The organism is Flavicella sp. IMCC45537 (assembly GCF_057197705.1).
The window spans coordinates 3,012,751-3,032,259 of the sequence record NZ_CM170067.1 but is presented as its reverse complement, the minus strand read 5'-3'; the positions used below and the strand labels follow the sequence as shown (position 1 = coordinate 3,032,259).

Here is a 19,509-nt window from a genome sequence, read left to right as displayed (position 1 = left end):
ATAAAGATAAATATTTTTGTTTAATTAAATAGCGTTTTTGATAAACAAAAAACAGCTGTTGTTAATTTATAAAAAGACAGGAACCTCAGAAGAACAAAAAAAAAGTAACACTTGTAATTTTTAATCAAAAATCTTAACTTAGAACAGTTGCAGAATTGTAACAAATAGTATGAACCTCTTAAATTTATTTGCTTATGTTACCATATAGATCAGAAATCAGAAATTCCCCAAAAGAACAAACCATAAAAATTTATTTAAGTGATATTTCTCTTGACGCAGAACTTAAAACCTTATTAGAAAAAATACAAGGGGTACGAATTGTAGAAGTTCAAGAAAGTATGAGTAGAAATCGAGTTAAAGAAAATTTAACCATTTTTAGAGACGAAGATATCTCAATCAATATTTTAAAAGAAAAAGTTGACGACTTTTTAGAAAGTTATTTTGAACGTGTAGATATTTAATCACAAAAAAAACTCCTAGATTTCTCTAGGAGTTTTTTATTTATACTAAATAACTCGTTATTTCTCTTTGCTTACTTCAATATCTAAATTCTTAGAATCTTCTAGCATCATTTCTTCAACGGTTTGCTTTTCATGCTCATCCGGATTTGTAATTACAAATTCGATTCGTCTATTTTGTTGATGTTCTTCCTCGGTACATTTTACTCCATCAGAACAGGCATTGATTGGCTGAGTTTCTCCATACCCTTTAGAACTAATTCTACTTGCATCAATTCCACTTTGAATAATACCAACTCTTAAAACAGCTGCTCTTCTCTCAGACAAACTTAAATTATATTCTGCACGTCCTCTACTATCAGTATGCGCTTTAATATGTACTTTTATATGAGGGTACTTACGCATCAACAACACTACGCGTTTCGCAGCATTAAACGACTCTGCTCGTATATTTGTTTTATCAAAATCATAATAAATAGGATCAACTCTCAGCATCATCTCACCCCTGGTCAAAATTATATCGGAAGGCGTTAAAAATAAATCAGCTGTTATCGTATCTAAATTATTTTCTGTTGTCTTCACAAATAACTCTGTACCTTCATACTGATCTTTTTCTGCTACTAACCTATAATTTGTACTGCAATCCACGGCAAACTGAAATTCACCTTTCGCATTGGTTACTACACTATCTAATTTAAAATTATTCTCGTCCAACAAAAACACTCTTGCACTATCTAAAACAACATTAGATATTTGAGATTTATAAATACTATCTTTTTCCTTCCCTACTACAAGAGTACTATCCAAAGAAGCCTCATCTCCCTTACTATAAACAATCGTTTCATCTAGCTGTTTATTATCTTTTGTGAATAACCTAACCGTTGTAATAGTATCAACTTCGGTTTCAAATTCATGTGCAATACCTTTAATAATCTGACTGCAAGCAAATTCAAAAGTATATATATCATCATCCCCTTTACCGCCTGGTCTATTAGAAGAAAAATAACCTTTGTTCTTGGTTTTATTAAAAGCAATCCCAAAATCATCACTATAACTATTCAAGGGTCTCGCAAGATTAACAACTGATTTTGTTGGCAGATGATCAACAAGATCAACCATAAAAACATCTAAACCTCCTTGTCCAATTTGATAACCATCACTTGAAAAATACAATTCATTTTTCCACACATAAGGAAACATTTCTTTTCCTTCTGTATTCACATTTGGTCCTAAATTTTTCGGAATGCCATAACTTCCATCAGGGTTTATATCTACAACATATAAATCTGTTTTCCCATAACCTCCTGGCATATCAGAAACAAAATATAATTTTGTCTCATCATCACTAAGGGATGGGTGTCCCGTTTGATAATTTCTATTGTTAAATGGCATTTCAAAAATCTCCCACTCTCCTACCGAATCCTTTTCAGCACGATACAGTTCGATTAAATTTCTTCCTAAAGTATCCGTAACATATTTCTTTTTGTAGTAATTACTTCGAGAAAAATAAATTGTATTTTCATCCCTTGTAAAAACCAAATCAGCATCATGATATTTGGTATTTACCTTTTCCGAAAATCTAGCAACAGAATCAAACGTTCCATCTTTTGTTAATTTTGCTTTATACAACTCAAGATAAGGCTGATGGTTTCCACTCCATTTTCTTTGCTTAATGGACTTGTCTCTTCTCGAGGAAGAAAACAACACTAAAGAATCTGAAAAATGAATCATTCCAAAATCCTGATTTTTGGAATTGATATTAATATTTTTCACCACACATTCCTGTTCCTGTCCAAAAGAAGTTACAGAAACCAAGATGATCAATAAAAAGAATATATTTTTTTTAAACATAAATATCAGTATTAAAAGAATCTAGGACTTTTCATGTTACGTCGGCTAAAGCTATAAGTCAATATCAATTCATGTGATCCCGAATTATAGACACCAAAACTACTTGTTGAGTAATCATAAGCATACCCTAATCTCAATTTTTCAGAAGCCTGAATTCCTATCATGGCAGAAATAGAATCATCTATTCTATATGACAATCCTAACTCTAACACAGATTGAACCATCGCGTTTATTGACAGATCAACAGAGATTGGTGCACCAGACGTTCCTTTAATCATAGTAGATGGTTTTAACTTAAACTCATCCGTTACATCAAATACATATCCTGAAGTTAAAAATATTGGCATTTTTTCAGAAGCAACACTAGCCACTCCACTATCGTCTCCTAAATGTTTCGTTTCTAAAAAATTTGGTGCAGACAAACCGGCATAAAACTTATCTGTGTAATAATAAATTCCTGCCCCAAAATTTGGTGAAATTTGATTTACAGGAACATTCAAAGGATCGCCAGGAGTTACGGTTGATAATAAACCAATATCTAAAAATGTTGCACCCGCTTTTATACCAAAAGCCAACCTTCCTTCTTCTCCTGTAAACACAGTAAAAGAAAAATCACCATATACATTATTTTCTTTCACAGGCCCGATCTCATCATGAATCACTGAAAAACCTAGTCCTACTGCCCTTCCAACTGGCGCATCTAATGATAAGGTGGCAGTTCTAGCTCCGCCTTTTACACCTACCCACTGTGTACGCCCTAATAAAGTAAGTACCGGAATACCTCTAGATCCAGCATATGCAGGATTCACCACAGTCATATTATACATATACTGGGTATAATGAGGATCTTGCTGCGCTATAGAATCTAGAGCACTTAATAGCAGAACACTTATGATTAAAATTCTAAACTTTCCCATATATGATTATCTTCTTAAATACACCCATCCTGTTTGTGGTGCTCTATCATTATTATTAAATTCAATCGTGTAGAAATATGTTCCATCTGGTACATCTCCAGAGCCTAAGTTTACTCCACCATCAGAATAACCATTCCACCACTTAGCCTCAGCATTTGGATCTCCAGAATGCTGATAAGCAAATACTTTGTTACCCCAACGATTAACAATTACTATCTTAAAGTTTGGATATAATACAGACAAATTGGTAATTTCAAAAGTATCGTTTAACCCATCTCCATTTGGAGTAAACTCTTCTGGGATAAAGAAATCAATATCTACATCAACTTCCACAGTATCCTGATCGTCTTCATCAGGATTGTCATTTCCTGGTGTTGAGTCAACATCTTGTTCGTTACAAGTTTCTACCTGAGCTGTATTATCCCATTTTCCGGTAGATTTAACTTTAACAATAATTGTCAAATCTTCTTCTACTGAAACTTGAAGTGTACCTACATTCCAAATACCCGCAGATGCATCGTAAGTTCCTAGAGATGCACTTGACGATATATATTCATAACCAGTTGGTAATACATCCTCTACAGTAACACCTGTTGCAATGCTTGGTCCTTTATTAATCAATCGGACTAAAAACTCAATTTCATCTCCTGCTGTCGGTTTGTTATCACTTACCTGTTTTACCAATTCTAGATCTACCAAAGAAACTGGAGTAACGGTGATACAACTCACATCATCTGCCGGATTAGTGTCAATATTAGACGACCCAATAATCGTAGCGCAGTTTTCATAATCACCTACTGCGTTTACTGTTGCAGCTACTGTTAAGATTTCGCTACTACCTTTAGCCAAAGTATTGATCGTCCAAACACCTGTACCAACATCATACACACCTGCAGAAGACTTGTATGCCAAGTACGTAAATCCTGAAGGTAAAACATCCATTAACTGAACCGTTAGAGCATCTAATTGACCATAATTGTTTATCTGAATTTTAAATGTAACCTCATCTCCAACAAAAGGTGTCTGATTATTATTTAACACTGTTTTTTCCACTCCTAAGTTCAATGAAGTGATATAAGATATATCTACACAAGAATAATCGTCTTCAGATGGATCTCCATTCCCAGGAGTAGAATCTAAATCCGTTTCATTCATAGCTGTTATTTCAGCACAGTTTTCATGATCACCTGTACCCAAAATTAAAACATCCATCGTCAAAATAACAGTAGCACCTGGTAATACTTGTCCAACATCCCAAATTCCTGAATTATAATCGTAAACACCCGTTGTAGAGTTATACCTGATAAATTTATACCCAGAAGGTAAAATATCCGTCACTTGAACACCCGTTGCAATCGACTTCCCTTCATTTGTTACATGAATTTCAAAAGTTTTTTGATTTCCAACAGCCGCTACGTCCGTACCATTACTAAAAGATTTTGTTAGTTTTAGATCCACATCCCTCACTGGAACTACCGTTACACTACCAATATTATTTGAAGCATCTAGATCATTCTGATCTGCTGTCAAATTACTTGTTGTGTTAACAATAACATTCCCAACAGTATTTATTCTCACGATAGCGGAAATAACCAACGTTTTTGTTTCACCATTTGCTAGGGTTCCTATTGACCATAAACCAGAACCGCTATTATACATCCCTGAACTATCATCCGATAGGTATCTTAAATCCGCAGGAATAACGTCCGTTATACTAACTCCTGTCGCATCATTAGGTCCATCATTTGTAACAGAAATTGTGTAGTTAATAGTACTTAATTCTACTGGGCTTGCATTATCTACCGTTTTAGAAACTCTTAAATCGGATGCTGTAACAACAATAGTTTCTTCCAAATCATCAGGAGTATTGTTATTATCTAACTGATCTTGAGTATTTGAAATTGTATTTGTAAAACTATTTCCTGATGCACCTGGCTCAACCAATACTCTAAGCAATAAAGTATAGGTATCTCCGGCTGCTAAATTTCCTACAAACCAATTTGGAGCTGTCCATATTCCTTCAGTTGGAATTCCAGACACGTAAGAAAGACCTGCAGGCAATACATCTTCAATTACTAAATTAGTTGCATCAATAGTACCATTGTTAGTAACCCTGATCGTATAAATAACATGCTCTCCCTCATTTGGTGTAGCATTATTAACAACCTTTGAAAGTACAATATCGGTTTCATTATCAACGTAAATCGCAGTCTCTAAAATATCACCAGTACTCGTAGGATCCGCCTGATCACCATTCGCAGCAGTTGTTTTATTTAAAATAGTAGAACCAGCAGTACCAACATCAACTGTAGCTGCTATACTAAGAGTCTTTGTCTCTCCATTTAACACATCCCCTATCATCCAAACACCTGACCCAGCATTATAATCTCCTCCTCCAGTATCACTTGAGTAAGTAACCCCATTCGGAAGATTATCTACCAGCATAACACCAGTAGCATCGCTCACTCCATTATTCGTTACAGCAATAGTATAATTCACTGTATCCCCCTCATCAGGAGTAGAATTATCCACAGTTTTTACAGTAACCAAATCTGTTGAAGAAACAGTTACGGAAACAGATGGCTGATCTGGTGTTGCATTGGTATCAAACTGATCTTGCGTGTTGCTGATCGTATTTGTGATCGTTTGGCCAGCAGTACCAGATCCAACATTAACCTGCAGTATTAAGGTTTCTGTTGCTCCTGCATCCAATTCGTTAATTGACCAATTAGGATAATTCCAATTACCTGCAGAAGCTGTTCCTGCAACATAGATTAAACCGGTAGGCAACATATCTGTAATAACCATATTTGTAGCCCGTACTGTTCCGTTATTTGATACTTTCACACTATACAAAATGGTATCACCTTCGTCTGGAGAAGCGTTATCTACATTTTTCTCTAAAACTATGTCAGTCTCGTTATCCACATGAATAACCGCTTGCAATTGATCGCCAACCGTGGTAACATCCGTTTGGTCTCCTATAGCCGCCGTCGTGGTATTGATAATAGTTGTACCTGCAGATCCTATTGAAACTACCGCTTCAATATTCAAACTAACGGACGCTCCATTTGCAATGGAACCAATGTTCCATATTCCAGATCCAAAGTTAAAGCTACCTCCGCTATCATCAGAATGATAAACAACTCCTTGAGGTAAATGATCTATCAAACTTACCCCAGTTGCATCACTTAAACCATTATTGGTAACATTTATGGTATAAGTAATAACCTCTCCTTCATCTGGTGAAGGGTTATCAACCGATTTAACGGTAACAAGATCCGCAGAAGCTACAATCACTGTTTCATCTAAATCATCTGGACTTGCATTAATATCTAATTGATCTTGGGTATTAGAAATTGTATTTGTCAATGATTGACCTGCAGTTCCTTGTCCAACATTTGCTTTTAGAGATAAATACTCTATCGCACCTGGTACTAATGCAGTTAAGGTCCATGTTGGAGAATTCCAGCTTCCCGCCGTTGGAGTACCCGAAACATAATTTAAACCTGTCGGTAAAACATCCGTTATCTCAACATTTGTAGCTGTGATCGAGCCTTTATTTTCAACGATAATAGTATACACTACATCTTCACCTTCATTTGGCGTACTGTTATTGACAGATTTACTTAATACAATGTCAGTTTCATTGTCAACATAAACTGCGGCCTCTAGGATATCTCCATTAGAAGATGGGTCTGCCTGATCTGCTTTGGCTGCAGAAGTCGTATTAATAATGGTCGTTCCTGCAGTTCCTGTTTGAACTATAGCCTGTATTAATAATGTGGTCGTATCACCATTTGCTAATGCTCCAATATCCCATACTCCAGTTGCATTATTATATTGACCACTACTATTATCTCCTGAATAAGTAACCGTATTTGGTAATACATCTATAAGACTAACCCCTGTTGCATCACTAGTTCCGTTATTCGTTACCGAAATAGAATATGTGATCGTTTCTCCTTCTGCTGGAGTTGTATTATCAACAGATTTCACTGTGATCAAATCAGCAGCGGTTACAACAATCGTTTCTTCTAAATCATCTAAACTTGCATTATTATCTAATTGATCTTGAGTATTGCTTACAGAGTTTGTCAAAATCTGACCCGCTGTTCCTGGATCAACTGTTACCGTTATAAATAATCTTTCGGAACCACCGGCTATCAATTTATTTATAGTCCAAAAGGAAGCATTCCAATTTCCTGATGTAGGAACTGCAGAAACATAAGTCAATCCAGAAGGAAGGATGTCCCTAATAACAAGATTAGTAGCATCAATAAGTCCCTTATTTTCAACTTCAATTGTATAAATCACGGTATCTCCTTCATTTGGTGTTAAATTATTGGCAATTTTAGTCAATAAAATATCTGTTTCATTCTCAATAAAAATAGAAACCTCCAAAGAGTCGCCTGTGGTTATAGGATCTGCTTGATCTGCAAGTGCTTTTGTTGTGCTATTCGTGATCGTTTTACCAGCAGCACCAACATCTACAGTAGCTTGAATATTTAAAACCTTAACCTCTCCATTTATTATGTTACCGATATTCCAAATCCCAGATACTGCATCAAAGGTTCCGTTACTATCGTCACTGACAAAAGTTACCCCATTTGGTAAATGATCAACAATTGAAACATTCGTTGCATTTGATGGACCATTGTTTGAAACACTTATCGTGTAAATAACGGTATCACCAACATCAGGCGTAGGATTATCTACAGTTTTAACAGTTACCAAGTCAGAATAAGCAACGACAATCTCTTCTTCTAAATCATCTAGCGTCGCATTGGTATCTAACTGGTCCTGAGTATTACTAATCGTATTTAAAATACTTTGACCAGCAGTCCCTGCATCAACTTTAACAGATAAGAAAAGTGTTTCTGTTTCTCCTGGATCTAATGAGTTTAAATTCCAAGAAGGATTGTTCCAAATACCAGAGGTTGGTGTTCCTGTAATATAAGTTACTCCTACAGGTAAAATATCTTCCACTACTAAATTCGTTGCTTTAATAGTACCATTATTAGATACTTTAATCGTATAAATTATTGTATCCCCCTCATTTGGAGTAGAATTATTAACAACCTTACTCAGCGCAATATCTGTTTTATTCTCAATAAAAATTGTTGCAGATAATACATCCCCCACGTTTGTAGGGTCTGCTTGATCTCCTTTAGCAGCAGTAGTATTATTTTCAATAGAAGTTCCTGCTGTACCAGCATTAACTGTCGCAACTATATTCAAACTCGCAGAACTTCCAAAAGGAATATCACCTATAAACCAAACACTTGTTGCATCTGAATAAGCTCCTCCTCCATCATCACTAACATAAGTCACCCCAAAAGGTAGATGATCTACCAAACTTACACCTGTAGCATCACTCAACCCATTATTAGTTACCGTCAAATTGTAGGTAATCGTATCTCCTTCATCTGGAGCTGCGTTGTCTACAGTTTTAACAGTTACCAAATCCGATGCTCCAATGATTATGGTTTCATCCAAATCATCTGGTGTAACGTTTGTATCCAATTGATCCTGTGTATTGCTAATTGTATTTGTTAAATTTTGCCCAGCTGTACCTTGATCTACTTTGGCATCGATAATTAATACTTCCGAAGCTCCAGCAGGCAAAGAATTAACTGTCCATATAGGAGAATTCCAAATTCCTGTTGAAGGAATTCCAGAAAGATAAGTCAATCCAGCTGGCAAAATATCAGTAACAGAAACATTCGTTGCAGTAATGAGCCCGTTGTTAGAGATGGTAATACTATATCTTATCGTTTCTCCTTCGTTCGGAGTACTGTTATTCACAACTTTTGTAAGTGCTATATCTGTTTCATTATCCACAAAAATAGAAGCTTCAAGTACATCTCCTGTTGTTGATAAATCAGCTTGATCTGCAGAAGCTGTAGTTGTAAAGTTAATGATGGTACTTCCTGCCGTACCAGGATCTACCGTTGCTTGGATATTTAAGTCTACCGACATTCCATTCCCTAAAGCACCAATATTCCATATACCTGAACCAGAATTATAATCCCCTCCTGAATCATCTGCTACATACGACACTCCGTTTGGTAAAAGATCTACTAAATTCACATTCGTAGCATCGAAAGGACCATTGTTCGCAACATTGATCGTATAGGTAACAGTATCTCCTTCTCCTGGTGATGGGTTATCCACCATTTTAGTAGTAACTAAATCTGAAGAAGCAATAACGATAGACTCTTCTAAATCATCTGGAGTCGCATTTGTGTCCAATTGATTTTGAGTATTTTTCACAAAATTTGTAATAACACTACCTGCCGTACCTAGGTTTACTTTGGCGGTTAAAAGCATTGTTGCAGAGGCTCCATTTGCTAAAGTTCCAATATTCCAAATCGGACTATTCCAAACCCCTTCATTTGGAACTCCCGATATCAATGTAAGTCCTCTAGGAATAATATCTGTCAACTTTAAGCCAGTAACTTCAATTGGTCCATTATTTTGAACTTCAATTGTAAATACAACTAGATCCCCTTCATTCGGATTCGCATTATTAACCACTTTACTCACAGCAATATCCGCTTCATTATTTACATAAATCACAGCATTCAGTCTATCCCCAATAGTCGAAGAGCTTGTTTGATCACCTACTGCGGCAGTGGTAGTATTCGTTATAGTTGTTCCACCCGTGCCCGCATTAACGGTAGCTTTAATGTTTAAGGTTTCAATAGCACCATTGCCAATTGAAGAAACAGTCCAAATACCAGTATTAGCATCATAAGCTCCAGCCGCATCATCACTTACATAAGTAACTCCTAAAGGCAAATGATCAATCAAACTCACATTCGTTGCTGCATCTGGTCCTATATTCCTAATTGTTATGGTATAATTTACCTCATCTCCAACTTCTGGTGTGGCATTATCAACAGTCTTTTGTGTTACCAAATCTGCTGAGGCAACCACAATAGTCTCATCTAAATCATCTATGGTATTATTGTTATCAAACTGATCTTGAGAATTACTGATAGTGTTAGTCAACACTTGTCCATCTGCAGTATCGCTAACCAAAACCTCTAGATTTAAGGTCTCCTGCTCTCCTACAGATAAGGTACTTATCCTCCAATCTGGGTTGTTATAAACACCTGAACTTGGCGTACTTGAAATCATAGTTAAACCAGTAGGTAATAAATCAGTAATAACAACATTGGTTGCTTCAATTGGACCTTTGTTCTCAACTACAATTGTGTAATTAATTTTATCACCACCATTTGGATTTGCATTATCTACTACTTTAGACAATACTAAATCCGTCTCATTATCAACATAGATAACTGCTTTTAATTGATCGCCTACATTACTTGTATCTGTTTGGTCTGCAATAGCAGCGATAGCAATATTTTCAATTGAACTCCCGGCTGTTCCTGAATCTACAGTAGCACTAATATTTAAAGTTGTAGTAGCTCCATTTGCTAAATCTCCGATAAACCATACCCCTGTAGCTGGATCATAAAACGCACCTCTATCATCACTAATATATGTCAATCCATTTGGTAACTTATCAACAACAGTAACATTGGTTGCATCACTTGGCCCATTGTTGGTGACTACTAAAGAATAGGTCACAACATCACCTTCCTGTGGTGTTGCAGTATTTACTGTTTTCACTGTTACAAGATCCGCTGCAGTCACCAAAATTGATTCAGAATCATCATCTAATGTTGCATTATTGTCCAATTGATCTTGCGTGTTACTTATAGTATTCGTCAATGTTTTTCCTGATGTACCTGAAGCAACAATTACTTGTACCAATAGTGTCTCTGTCACACCGGCACCTAAAGTATTTAATGTCCAAGTTGGAAAATTCCAAACCCCCTCAGAAGCAACTCCGGACACATAAACAAGTCCCGGATCTAACACATCTGTAATCACCAAGTTAGTTGCATCTATGATTCCATTATTTGTAACCTCTATGTTATAAATAATTGCATCTCCTTCATTTGGATTTGAATTATTTACAACCTTAGACAATACAATATCCGTTGCGTTATCAACATGGATATCCGCAGAAAGAATATCTCCAACATTTGTTGGATCTGTTTGATCTCCAATAGCCGCTGTTGTAGTATTTGTTACTACCGAACCTGCAGTACCAACATTTACCGAAGCCTTAATATTTAAAGTACTTGAAGTACCATTTATCAAATTCCCTAGATTCCAAATACCAGAACCACTATTATACGCTCCACTAGAATCATCTGAAATGTAAGTAACTCCAGATGGCAAATTGTCTACTAAACCTACTCCAGTGGCGTCACTCCCTCCATTATTGGTAACTTTGATAGAAAAAGTAACAACATCTCCTTCACTTGGAGCATTATTGTCTACGGTTTTTACTGTAACTAGATCGGATGAAGTTACCACTACGGTTTCCTCCATATCATCAGGAGTAACGTTAGAATCGAATTGATCTTGAACATTTGTAACTGTGTTTGTTAACGATTGTCCAGCAGTACTTGCTCCAACTTGAACTTGTAACGTTAACTCTTCTGTTCCACCCGGAACAATTTCTGCCATAGACCATTCTGGAGTAATCCATGTCCCCTCTGAAGGGTTCCCTGAAATATGCGTCAATCCGTTTGGTAAGAAATCCGTTACTACAATATTTGTTACTTTTACAAGCCCTTTATTTTCCGCTCTAATTGTATATGTAATAATATCCCCTTCATTTGGTGTTGCATTATCAACCGTTTTGGTAATAACAACATCTGTTTCACTATCTACAATTATTTCAGCTTCTAAATCATCTCCATCAGTAGATGGATCCGCTTGATCACCTGTTGCAGCGGTGGTAAAATTGGATATTTTCTGACCTTGTGTTCCTGCATCAACTTTTACAAATATTTTTAACTCTGCAGACTTTCCATTTTCTATATCACCTATTGTCCAGAGTCCATTACCTGCATTATAAAAACCACCTGAATTATCACTCAAATAAGTTACTCCAGCAGGAAGAACATCAACCAATGATACATTTGTCGCCAAATCGGGTCCTTTGTTCTCAACGTTTACAGTATACCAGATAGTTTCTCCTTCAACTACCAAAGTTTTATTTACGTTCTTTTTGGTTACTAAATCTGAACTAGATACAATGATCGTTGCAGAATCGTCATCCAAAGTAATATTTTGATCCACCTGATCTTGCGTATTACTAATCGTATTTGTAAGTGTTTGACCTGAAGTTCCTGCATCAACTTGTACTTCTAAAATCAATTCTTCCGTTGCTCCTGGTAACATCGTTCCAATATTCCATGTTGGTGGAGTCCATACAGAAACGGTTCCTATTCCATTTATATAAGTCAAACCAGTAGGTAAATTATCTGTTACCACCACATTGGTAATCTCACTGATAGAATTATTTGTTATTTTAATAGTATAGAATATAATATCCCCTTCATTAGGATTTGCATTTGAAACCTCTTTCGATAAAACAACATCCGCTATTACAGAAGGAGTAATTGTAACAGAATCAATATTATTACTTGGATCTGCATCAATTTCATTAAGACTCTCAAGACTGGCGGTATTTTTATATTCATCTACAGATCCATTAGGATTGTTTACAATACCTTTATAATTCAATACTAAGGTCTTTCCTGGGTCTAACAACAGGTTGCTCCATAAAATAGAATTACCACCAGAGTTAAACACCCCTCCGTTATCGACAGAACCTGGAACCAAACTCACTCCAGATGGGAGTAAATCTTTTATTTCTATTCCGGTTGCAGTATTAATCCCTTTATTCGTTAAAGTAATAGCATAAGAAACTGTAGAACCCACTACTGGACTAGGAATATCAACAGTTTTATCCACTGCAACATCCGTAACCCCCACAACTGTTATTAAAACAGCATCTTCTTTTTGAGGACAAATACCCAATCGCACAGTCCAATTAAACTCATATACCCCAGGAACCACTCCTGTAATTTGAGTTTTCGGGTCATTTACATCAATGATAATAGGTGTTGAAGGACCACTTTTAAATTGCCACTCTCCTACCGCTGGAGACACATCATTGGCATCCATAAATATATTATCAAATTGAGGAACAATTTGATCAGGACCTGCATCTAATACTCCAACAACCGTATCATCATAAATAATAATTTCTACAGTGTCTGTAGTACTACAACCTCCACTTGTTATTGTCCATCTGAACACATACGTTCCAGCTATCAATCCAGAAACCCCTGTTTCAGAACTAAATTGATTGGCTATTACTGCTGTATTCGGACCTGAATCTTGAGTCCATTGTCCAGTACCAAAACTAATAGAATTTCCGAATAAAGTTGTCGCATTTACATCACATAATTCTTGATCAGAACCTGCATTTGCATCCGTTGCAGGCGGTGCAGTAAACTCAAGAGTTACTTGATCTGAAATATCTGTGCAAACAGGATTTCCGTTTGAAACAGTCCAGGTAAATACATAATTCCCAATCGGTAAATTAAATGGATCATTAATTGTTAAGGTAGATTTTGGGTCATTTGGACTATCGATAATGATACCAGTTCCTAAAGAAGGATCCGTTGTCAGTGTCCAAGTACCAATACCATTAGTCGGATTTTCGGCATCTAATTGAGGTAATACTTGACAAGCTGCGGTACCACCCGTTTGATCCGGCCCAGCATCAGCTCCTAAAGGAGGATCATATACATTGATACGCACAACATCTTTCAATTCTACACATGGTGTACTACCCACGTTCCATTCATAAATATACAAACCTTCAATTAAATTAGAGATCACTGCATCCTTATCTGTAGTACTTGAAATAGTTGGTGTATTCGGTCCACTTACCAAGATCCACTCTCCAGGTTCTCCAGTTGCTGCCATGGTAACCGTTGTTCCCATATCCGTACAAATACTTTGATCAGGACCTGCATTTGGAGCATCTGGTAGCTTGGTGTTTTTTATTTCTAATTCATCAGAACTTGTACAACTTACTCCAGAGGCATTGGCTGTAAAAGTAAACACATAAGTATCTGTTATATTTGGGTCTAACTCAGCAATCGCAGTTTGGTCCGAAGTAGTATTTAAAGAAATTACCGGTGTATTTATTGGAGCAGTTTGTGTCCATACTCCTTGAGCACCAGGATTCGCCTCCAGCAGTACTGTTGTTGCGGCACATAAATCTTGATCCTTACCATCTAAATTCACCTCTTTTGCAACCGTAAAACTTGTAGTTGCTTCAGAATTCGGACAATTAATACCATTACTACTTGTCCATTTAAAAGTATATGCTCCTGATATTAAATTTGAAACTGCAGAAACTGGATCATTTATATCAGCAATATTTGGGTTATTTGGACCGGATACTACTGACCATGTACCAACTCCTTCTGTAATCACATTCCCTGTTAAGCTAGTTGAAGTTCCATTACAAATATCAGCAATTGGACCAGCAGTTGCAACCGTAGGCCCTGTACTTATGGAGAATTTCATTTCATCATCCGCAGTTTCACAAGTTCCTTTTGACACCACCCAATTAAAAGCATAGTTACCATCTACAAAATTGGTAAATATTGCTGTTGGACTTGTAATATCATCTACTGTCCAGCCAGCATTTCCAGAGGTTTGTACCCATTTCCCTGTAAGACCAGTTGCTGGAGTATTTGCCGCCATTACTACCTGATCACCGCATATTGTTTGATCAGGACCAGCATCGATATTTAAACTAGCATCAGGTGCAACCGTAATTATTGAAGTATCTGAAGTTTCAGCTGAACAAATCAATGTACTTACAGTCCATTTAAATTCATAATCGCCATCTTGTGTCATTCCTGTTACATTCGCCGTAAAATCACCAGTAGAAGTAATGACAGGCGTAGTTGGTCCAGAAACAAAAGTCCACACCCCTGTTCCACTAAAAGGTGTCTCCGTTTCAATTGCTGTTAGAACACCTGAAGTACTTCCAGATGACAAACATTGGTCTACTCCAGCATCCGCGACAGAAGGAGAATTTAACACATCGGTTGTAAGTACTACATCATCAGAATCGTCACCACACTTCAATGTAGAAATTGTCCAAGTGAAAGTATACGTTTCATTCTTTGCCAAACCGGTAACAATAGCCTCAGGAATTGTATCATCAATTATAGTTACGCCTGCACTAGGAGTGACTGTCCATTTTCCTGTTTGCCCAGACTCTAAAGCATTCCCTTGAAGAACATGTGTCCCAGCACAAATGGATTCATCAACACCTGCATTTGCTACTGGTGGAATTGCATAGGTTACATTGGTATCAGAAAAAGAATCTTGAGAGTTTGGCCCTCCGGTGACTAAATACCTAAATACGTATTCTCCAGGGATCAACCCCGTTACTTCTGGATTTGGGATATTAACATCTGAAAAAACAGCTGTATTTGGTCCACTAACCTGCGACCAAGTTGCCGTCCCAACTGTTACAGGATTCCCTGCCAATGTTGTTGAAGTCTGTCCACAGTTCAATACCGAATCAGAACCAGCATTTCCATCGGTCGGTGTTAACGAAACAACGATATTAATTTGATCTGAAGCAACATTACAATCCGTTAAAACTTCACCTGAAGAATCTCTAACCAATCTTAAGGTATATACTCCTTCTCCTGCCACTAAATCAAGCGTTAAGGGAGAACTCCCAGCACCTTTTAACGATACCAAACCAGACGGATCTGGAGCTGCAATAATTTCGTATCGTGTCCTATTTCCTCCTGATTGCGTAAAAGGGACTACCGCTCTAGTTTGATCCATGGAAAGTACCATATCACTACCACCATTTACCTCAATAGAAACATCAGGTGCATTAAAATGTATTTTACCTTCCGCTTCCGAACTACAATTAGGGTTTACAGGGCCACCCATTATTTTGTATTCAAATGTATATGTTTTTCTTAGCGAACCATCTAAATTAATCACTTCGGTAGTTGGGCTATTTGGACTAACAATTGAGCCGGCAGGTAAGGTAGGTCCTCCTACTTGTGTCCACTGCACAGTTTCCCCTGCGTAGGAAGGTTGCTCACCTCTCAAAACAGCACTTGTAATATTTGGATCACAAAAACGCTGATTTCCATTCAAAACTTTTGCATCCGTTATGTCTTGTGTAGCTGCAGGAACTATGATTGTAACTTCATCTTTACCTGTCGCACAAGGACCTATTACACTCCAACGAAAAACATAAGTTCCTTCTATCAAACCAGAAACATGAGTTTTTGCATCATTTTCATCAGCTATATTTGGGACATTAGGTCCAGAAACAAAGGACCATACACCAATTTGAGAACCCGTACCATCTCCTCCAATCGATCCATCTAAATTAGTTCCGGTGCTCGTTGTGTAACACTGAGATAAAGTTTTATCATTTCCAGCAATAGCAATAGGCTCACCACCAAAGTTTGTTACTTGAATATCGTCAAATGTACTACAAAGAGTAGTGGTATTTTCAACTGTCCACCTTAATACAGTAGTACCAATAGAAGTATTGGACAAGGTTATTTGTGACGTTGCTGAAGAAGCATCTGTCAAAGTGATCCCAGCATTATTGGCACCTTCAATTGTCCATTTCCCAGACACATCAACAATATTAGGATCTGTTGGTGTAGCATTTAAAGTATAGGTTCCTGGACAACCTTCCACGTCTGTACCAGCAACCGCATCTTGAATTGCATTTACTGTAATCGTAACAGATTGTGGATTCGCATCAACCGTATCTCCACAAACTGCAGTAAGCATAAAAGTATAGACATTCCCTCCTAAAGTTCCGATTACATCCGTAACCTCATTCGTTGGGTTTTCAATAATCACGGAAGGACCCCCTGTTTGAACCCATAAAGAGGAGTCAATAGCTCCCCCAAGAACTCCCTCTAAGGTAAGAGTTTCTGTTTCACAAATTGTTTTATCGATACCCGCATTCACAGTACAATTCTGCCCATAAACACCTGAATAAAAACTAGTTGATATAAAAAATATAAAGAAAAACAAAAACGTCAGTCCCTTGACATTTTTGAAATGGTGTTCGGAAACTCCTTCCATAAAACTCTTTTAGTTGATCAATTTTAAAACGAAGATAGGGGTTTCAATAAAAATTAACAAGTTATTAACAATTTTACCTCCGTTTTACTAGGAATCACAACTATTTGGTAACATTTGTTAAAAAAAAATAAAACTCATAACACAATAAATAAAAATAAAAAAAACGCTCTGAGAATATACCTCAGAGCGTTCAAAGTTTTTTAGAATTAGACTTCTTAATCTAAGAAATCTAATCTATTAATACCTATAATATTCAGGCTTGAAAGGCCCTTCAACTTTTACATCAATGTAATCAGCTTGCTCTTGGCTTAACTCATCCAACTCAACACCAATTTTTGCTAAATGCAAACGCGCCACTTTTTCATCTAAATGTTTAGGCAACATATAAACATCATTCTTATAGCTTTCACCATTCAACCACAACTCTAACTGAGCTAATGTTTGATTAGTAAATGAATTACTCATTACAAAACTAGGGTGTCCTGTTGCACAACCTAAGTTTACCAAACGACCTTCAGCCAAAACTAAAAATTCTTTACCATCGATAGTATATTGATCTACCTGAGGTTTGATTTCTACTTTTGAAGTACCATGATTACCATTTAACCATGCCATATCGATCTCATTATCAAAATGTCCAATATTACAAACGATTGCCTTGTCTTTTAATGCCTCAAAATGACGACCAACAATAATATCTTTATTACCTGTAGTAGTAATTACAATATCTGCACGAGAAATAGCATTATCCATTTTACGCACTTCAAACCCGTCCATTGCTGCTTGTAAAGCACAAATTGGGTCAATTTCAGTTACGATAACTCTTGCTCCTGCTCCTGCTAACGAAGCTGCAGTACCTTTACCTACATCTCCATATCCTGCAACAACAGCAACTTTTCCAGCCATCATTACATCAGTTGCTCTACGAATTGCATCCACTGCAGATTCTTTACAACCATATTTATTATCAAATTTAGACTTAGTTACAGAATCATTCACATTAATAGCAGGCATAGGCAATGTTCCTGCCTTTACTCTATCATACAATCTGTGAACCCCTGTTGTAGTTTCTTCAGATAATCCTTTGATTCCAGGAACTAACTCAGGATAACGATCTAAAACCATGTTTGTTAAATCCCCACCATCATCTAAAATTAAATTCAAAGGTTTTTTATCTTCACCAAAGAACAATGTTTGTTCGATACACCAATCAAACTCTTCTTCTGACAATCCTTTCCATGCATATACAGAAATTCCTGCAGCAGCGATTGCAGCAGCAGCTTGATCTTGTGTAGAAAAGATATTACAAGAACTCCAAGTTACCTCAGCCCCTAAATCAACTAATGTTTCAATTAACACAGCTGTTTGAATAGTCATATGCAAACATCCAGCGATACGAGCACCCGCCAAAGGTTTTTGACCTTTATATTCTTCTCTTAAACTCATCAAACCAGGCATCTCTGCTTCGGCTAAATGAATCTCTTTACGACCCCAGTCTGCTAGACTAATGTCTTTTACCTTAAATTTTGTGTATGTTGACGTTTCTGAACTCATAGTTCTTATATTTGTGAATTAGGATGCAAAATTACGAAATACCTCTGACAATATAAATGCCTTTAGTAAAAACAATTACAGTTGACGAAAATACAACGGTTCTCGTCTGGAAAATAACCGAGACCTTACAAGAACTGCAAACTATTTTTTTAGCAGAAAAAAGTATCGATCGCATAAATAACATGAGATCAGAAATGCATCAAAAAGGCTACCTAAGCGTGCGACATCTTCTAAAAACAGCGGGTTTTTCTGATGATGATCTTTTTTATTCTGAAAATGGTAAACCCAATTTAAAAAACGGTCAACATATCTCCATAAGTCATTCTTTTATTTATGCAACCATCATAATCAGCAATCAGTCTGTTGGAATTGATATTGAAAAAAACAGAGATAAAATCAAACGTATTTCACATAAGTTTGTAGGAACTGAAACTAGTTTCCTAACAGAAAATAACATCATTGAACAATTGACCGTACTGTGGGGAGCCAAAGAAAGTCTATTTAAAATTCATCCTAAAGGTGGTTTACTTTTTAAAGAACATTTACCTATCGATGCTTTTGATATAAAAGACGGAAAGACAACAGGCTGGATCAAAAAAGAACCTTGGAACAAGCAGTACACTATCAAGTTTGATTTTATTGATGAATTCACTTTGGTTTTTGCAACTCCTTTAAATTAATCC

6 protein-coding genes are annotated in these 19,509 nt (G+C 36.6%); 2 read left to right on the top strand and 4 right to left on the bottom strand.

Annotated elements, in window-relative coordinates:
• Positions 1–194 precede the first annotated feature (194 nt).
• Positions 195–461, top strand: coding sequence for a hypothetical protein (locus AC2DGP_RS12215; RefSeq protein ID WP_484490341.1), 267 nt, complete (start codon positions 195–197; stop codon positions 459–461).
• Between the two features lie 57 nt (positions 462–518).
• On the opposite strand, the gene AC2DGP_RS12210 is transcribed toward AC2DGP_RS12215, so the two are convergent.
• The 4 genes from AC2DGP_RS12210 to ahcY form a co-directional block, all read right to left on the bottom strand.
• The gene (locus AC2DGP_RS12210) at positions 519–2,309 is read right to left on the bottom strand and encodes an OmpA family protein (RefSeq protein ID WP_484490340.1); all 1,791 of its coding nucleotides are present in this window, start codon (positions 2,307–2,309) and stop codon (positions 519–521) included.
• A gap of 11 nt (positions 2,310–2,320) precedes the next feature.
• Positions 2,321–3,226 (bottom strand): PorP/SprF family type IX secretion system membrane protein, encoded by a 906-nt coding sequence (locus tag AC2DGP_RS12205; protein ID WP_484490339.1) that lies wholly within the window; start codon positions 3,224–3,226, stop codon positions 2,321–2,323.
• Positions 3,227–3,232: 6 nt separating this feature from the next.
• Entirely contained in the window at positions 3,233–17,272 is a 14,040-nt protein-coding gene (locus AC2DGP_RS12200) for a PKD domain-containing protein (protein WP_484490338.1), read from the bottom strand.
• Positions 17,273–17,509: 237 nt separating this feature from the next.
• A complete protein-coding gene (gene ahcY / locus AC2DGP_RS12195) occupies positions 17,510–18,826 on the bottom strand; it encodes an adenosylhomocysteinase (protein ID WP_484490337.1) in 1,317 nt (438 codons plus the stop codon).
• Between the two features lie 56 nt (positions 18,827–18,882).
• Here ahcY and AC2DGP_RS12190 point away from each other — a divergent pair, with 56 nt between their 5' ends.
• Entirely contained in the window at positions 18,883–19,506 is a 624-nt protein-coding gene (locus AC2DGP_RS12190; RefSeq protein ID WP_484490336.1) for a 4'-phosphopantetheinyl transferase family protein, read from the top strand.
• The last annotated feature ends 3 nt before the right edge of the window (positions 19,507–19,509 follow it).

Coding starts and splice junctions, on each gene's coding strand:
- AC2DGP_RS12215 (WP_484490341.1), top strand. CDS start 195: ATGTTACCATATAGATCAGAAATCAGAAATTCCCCAAAAGAACAAACC.
- AC2DGP_RS12205 (WP_484490339.1), bottom strand. CDS start 3,226: ATGGGAAAGTTTAGAATTTTAATCATAAGTGTTCTGCTATTAAGTGCT.
- AC2DGP_RS12190 (WP_484490336.1), top strand. CDS start 18,883: ATGCCTTTAGTAAAAACAATTACAGTTGACGAAAATACAACGGTTCTC.
- ahcY (WP_484490337.1), bottom strand. CDS start 18,826: ATGAGTTCAGAAACGTCAACATACACAAAATTTAAGGTAAAAGACATT.
- AC2DGP_RS12210 (WP_484490340.1), bottom strand. CDS start 2,309: ATGTTTAAAAAAAATATATTCTTTTTATTGATCATCTTGGTTTCTGTA.
- AC2DGP_RS12200 (WP_484490338.1), bottom strand. CDS start 17,272: ATGGAAGGAGTTTCCGAACACCATTTCAAAAATGTCAAGGGACTGACG.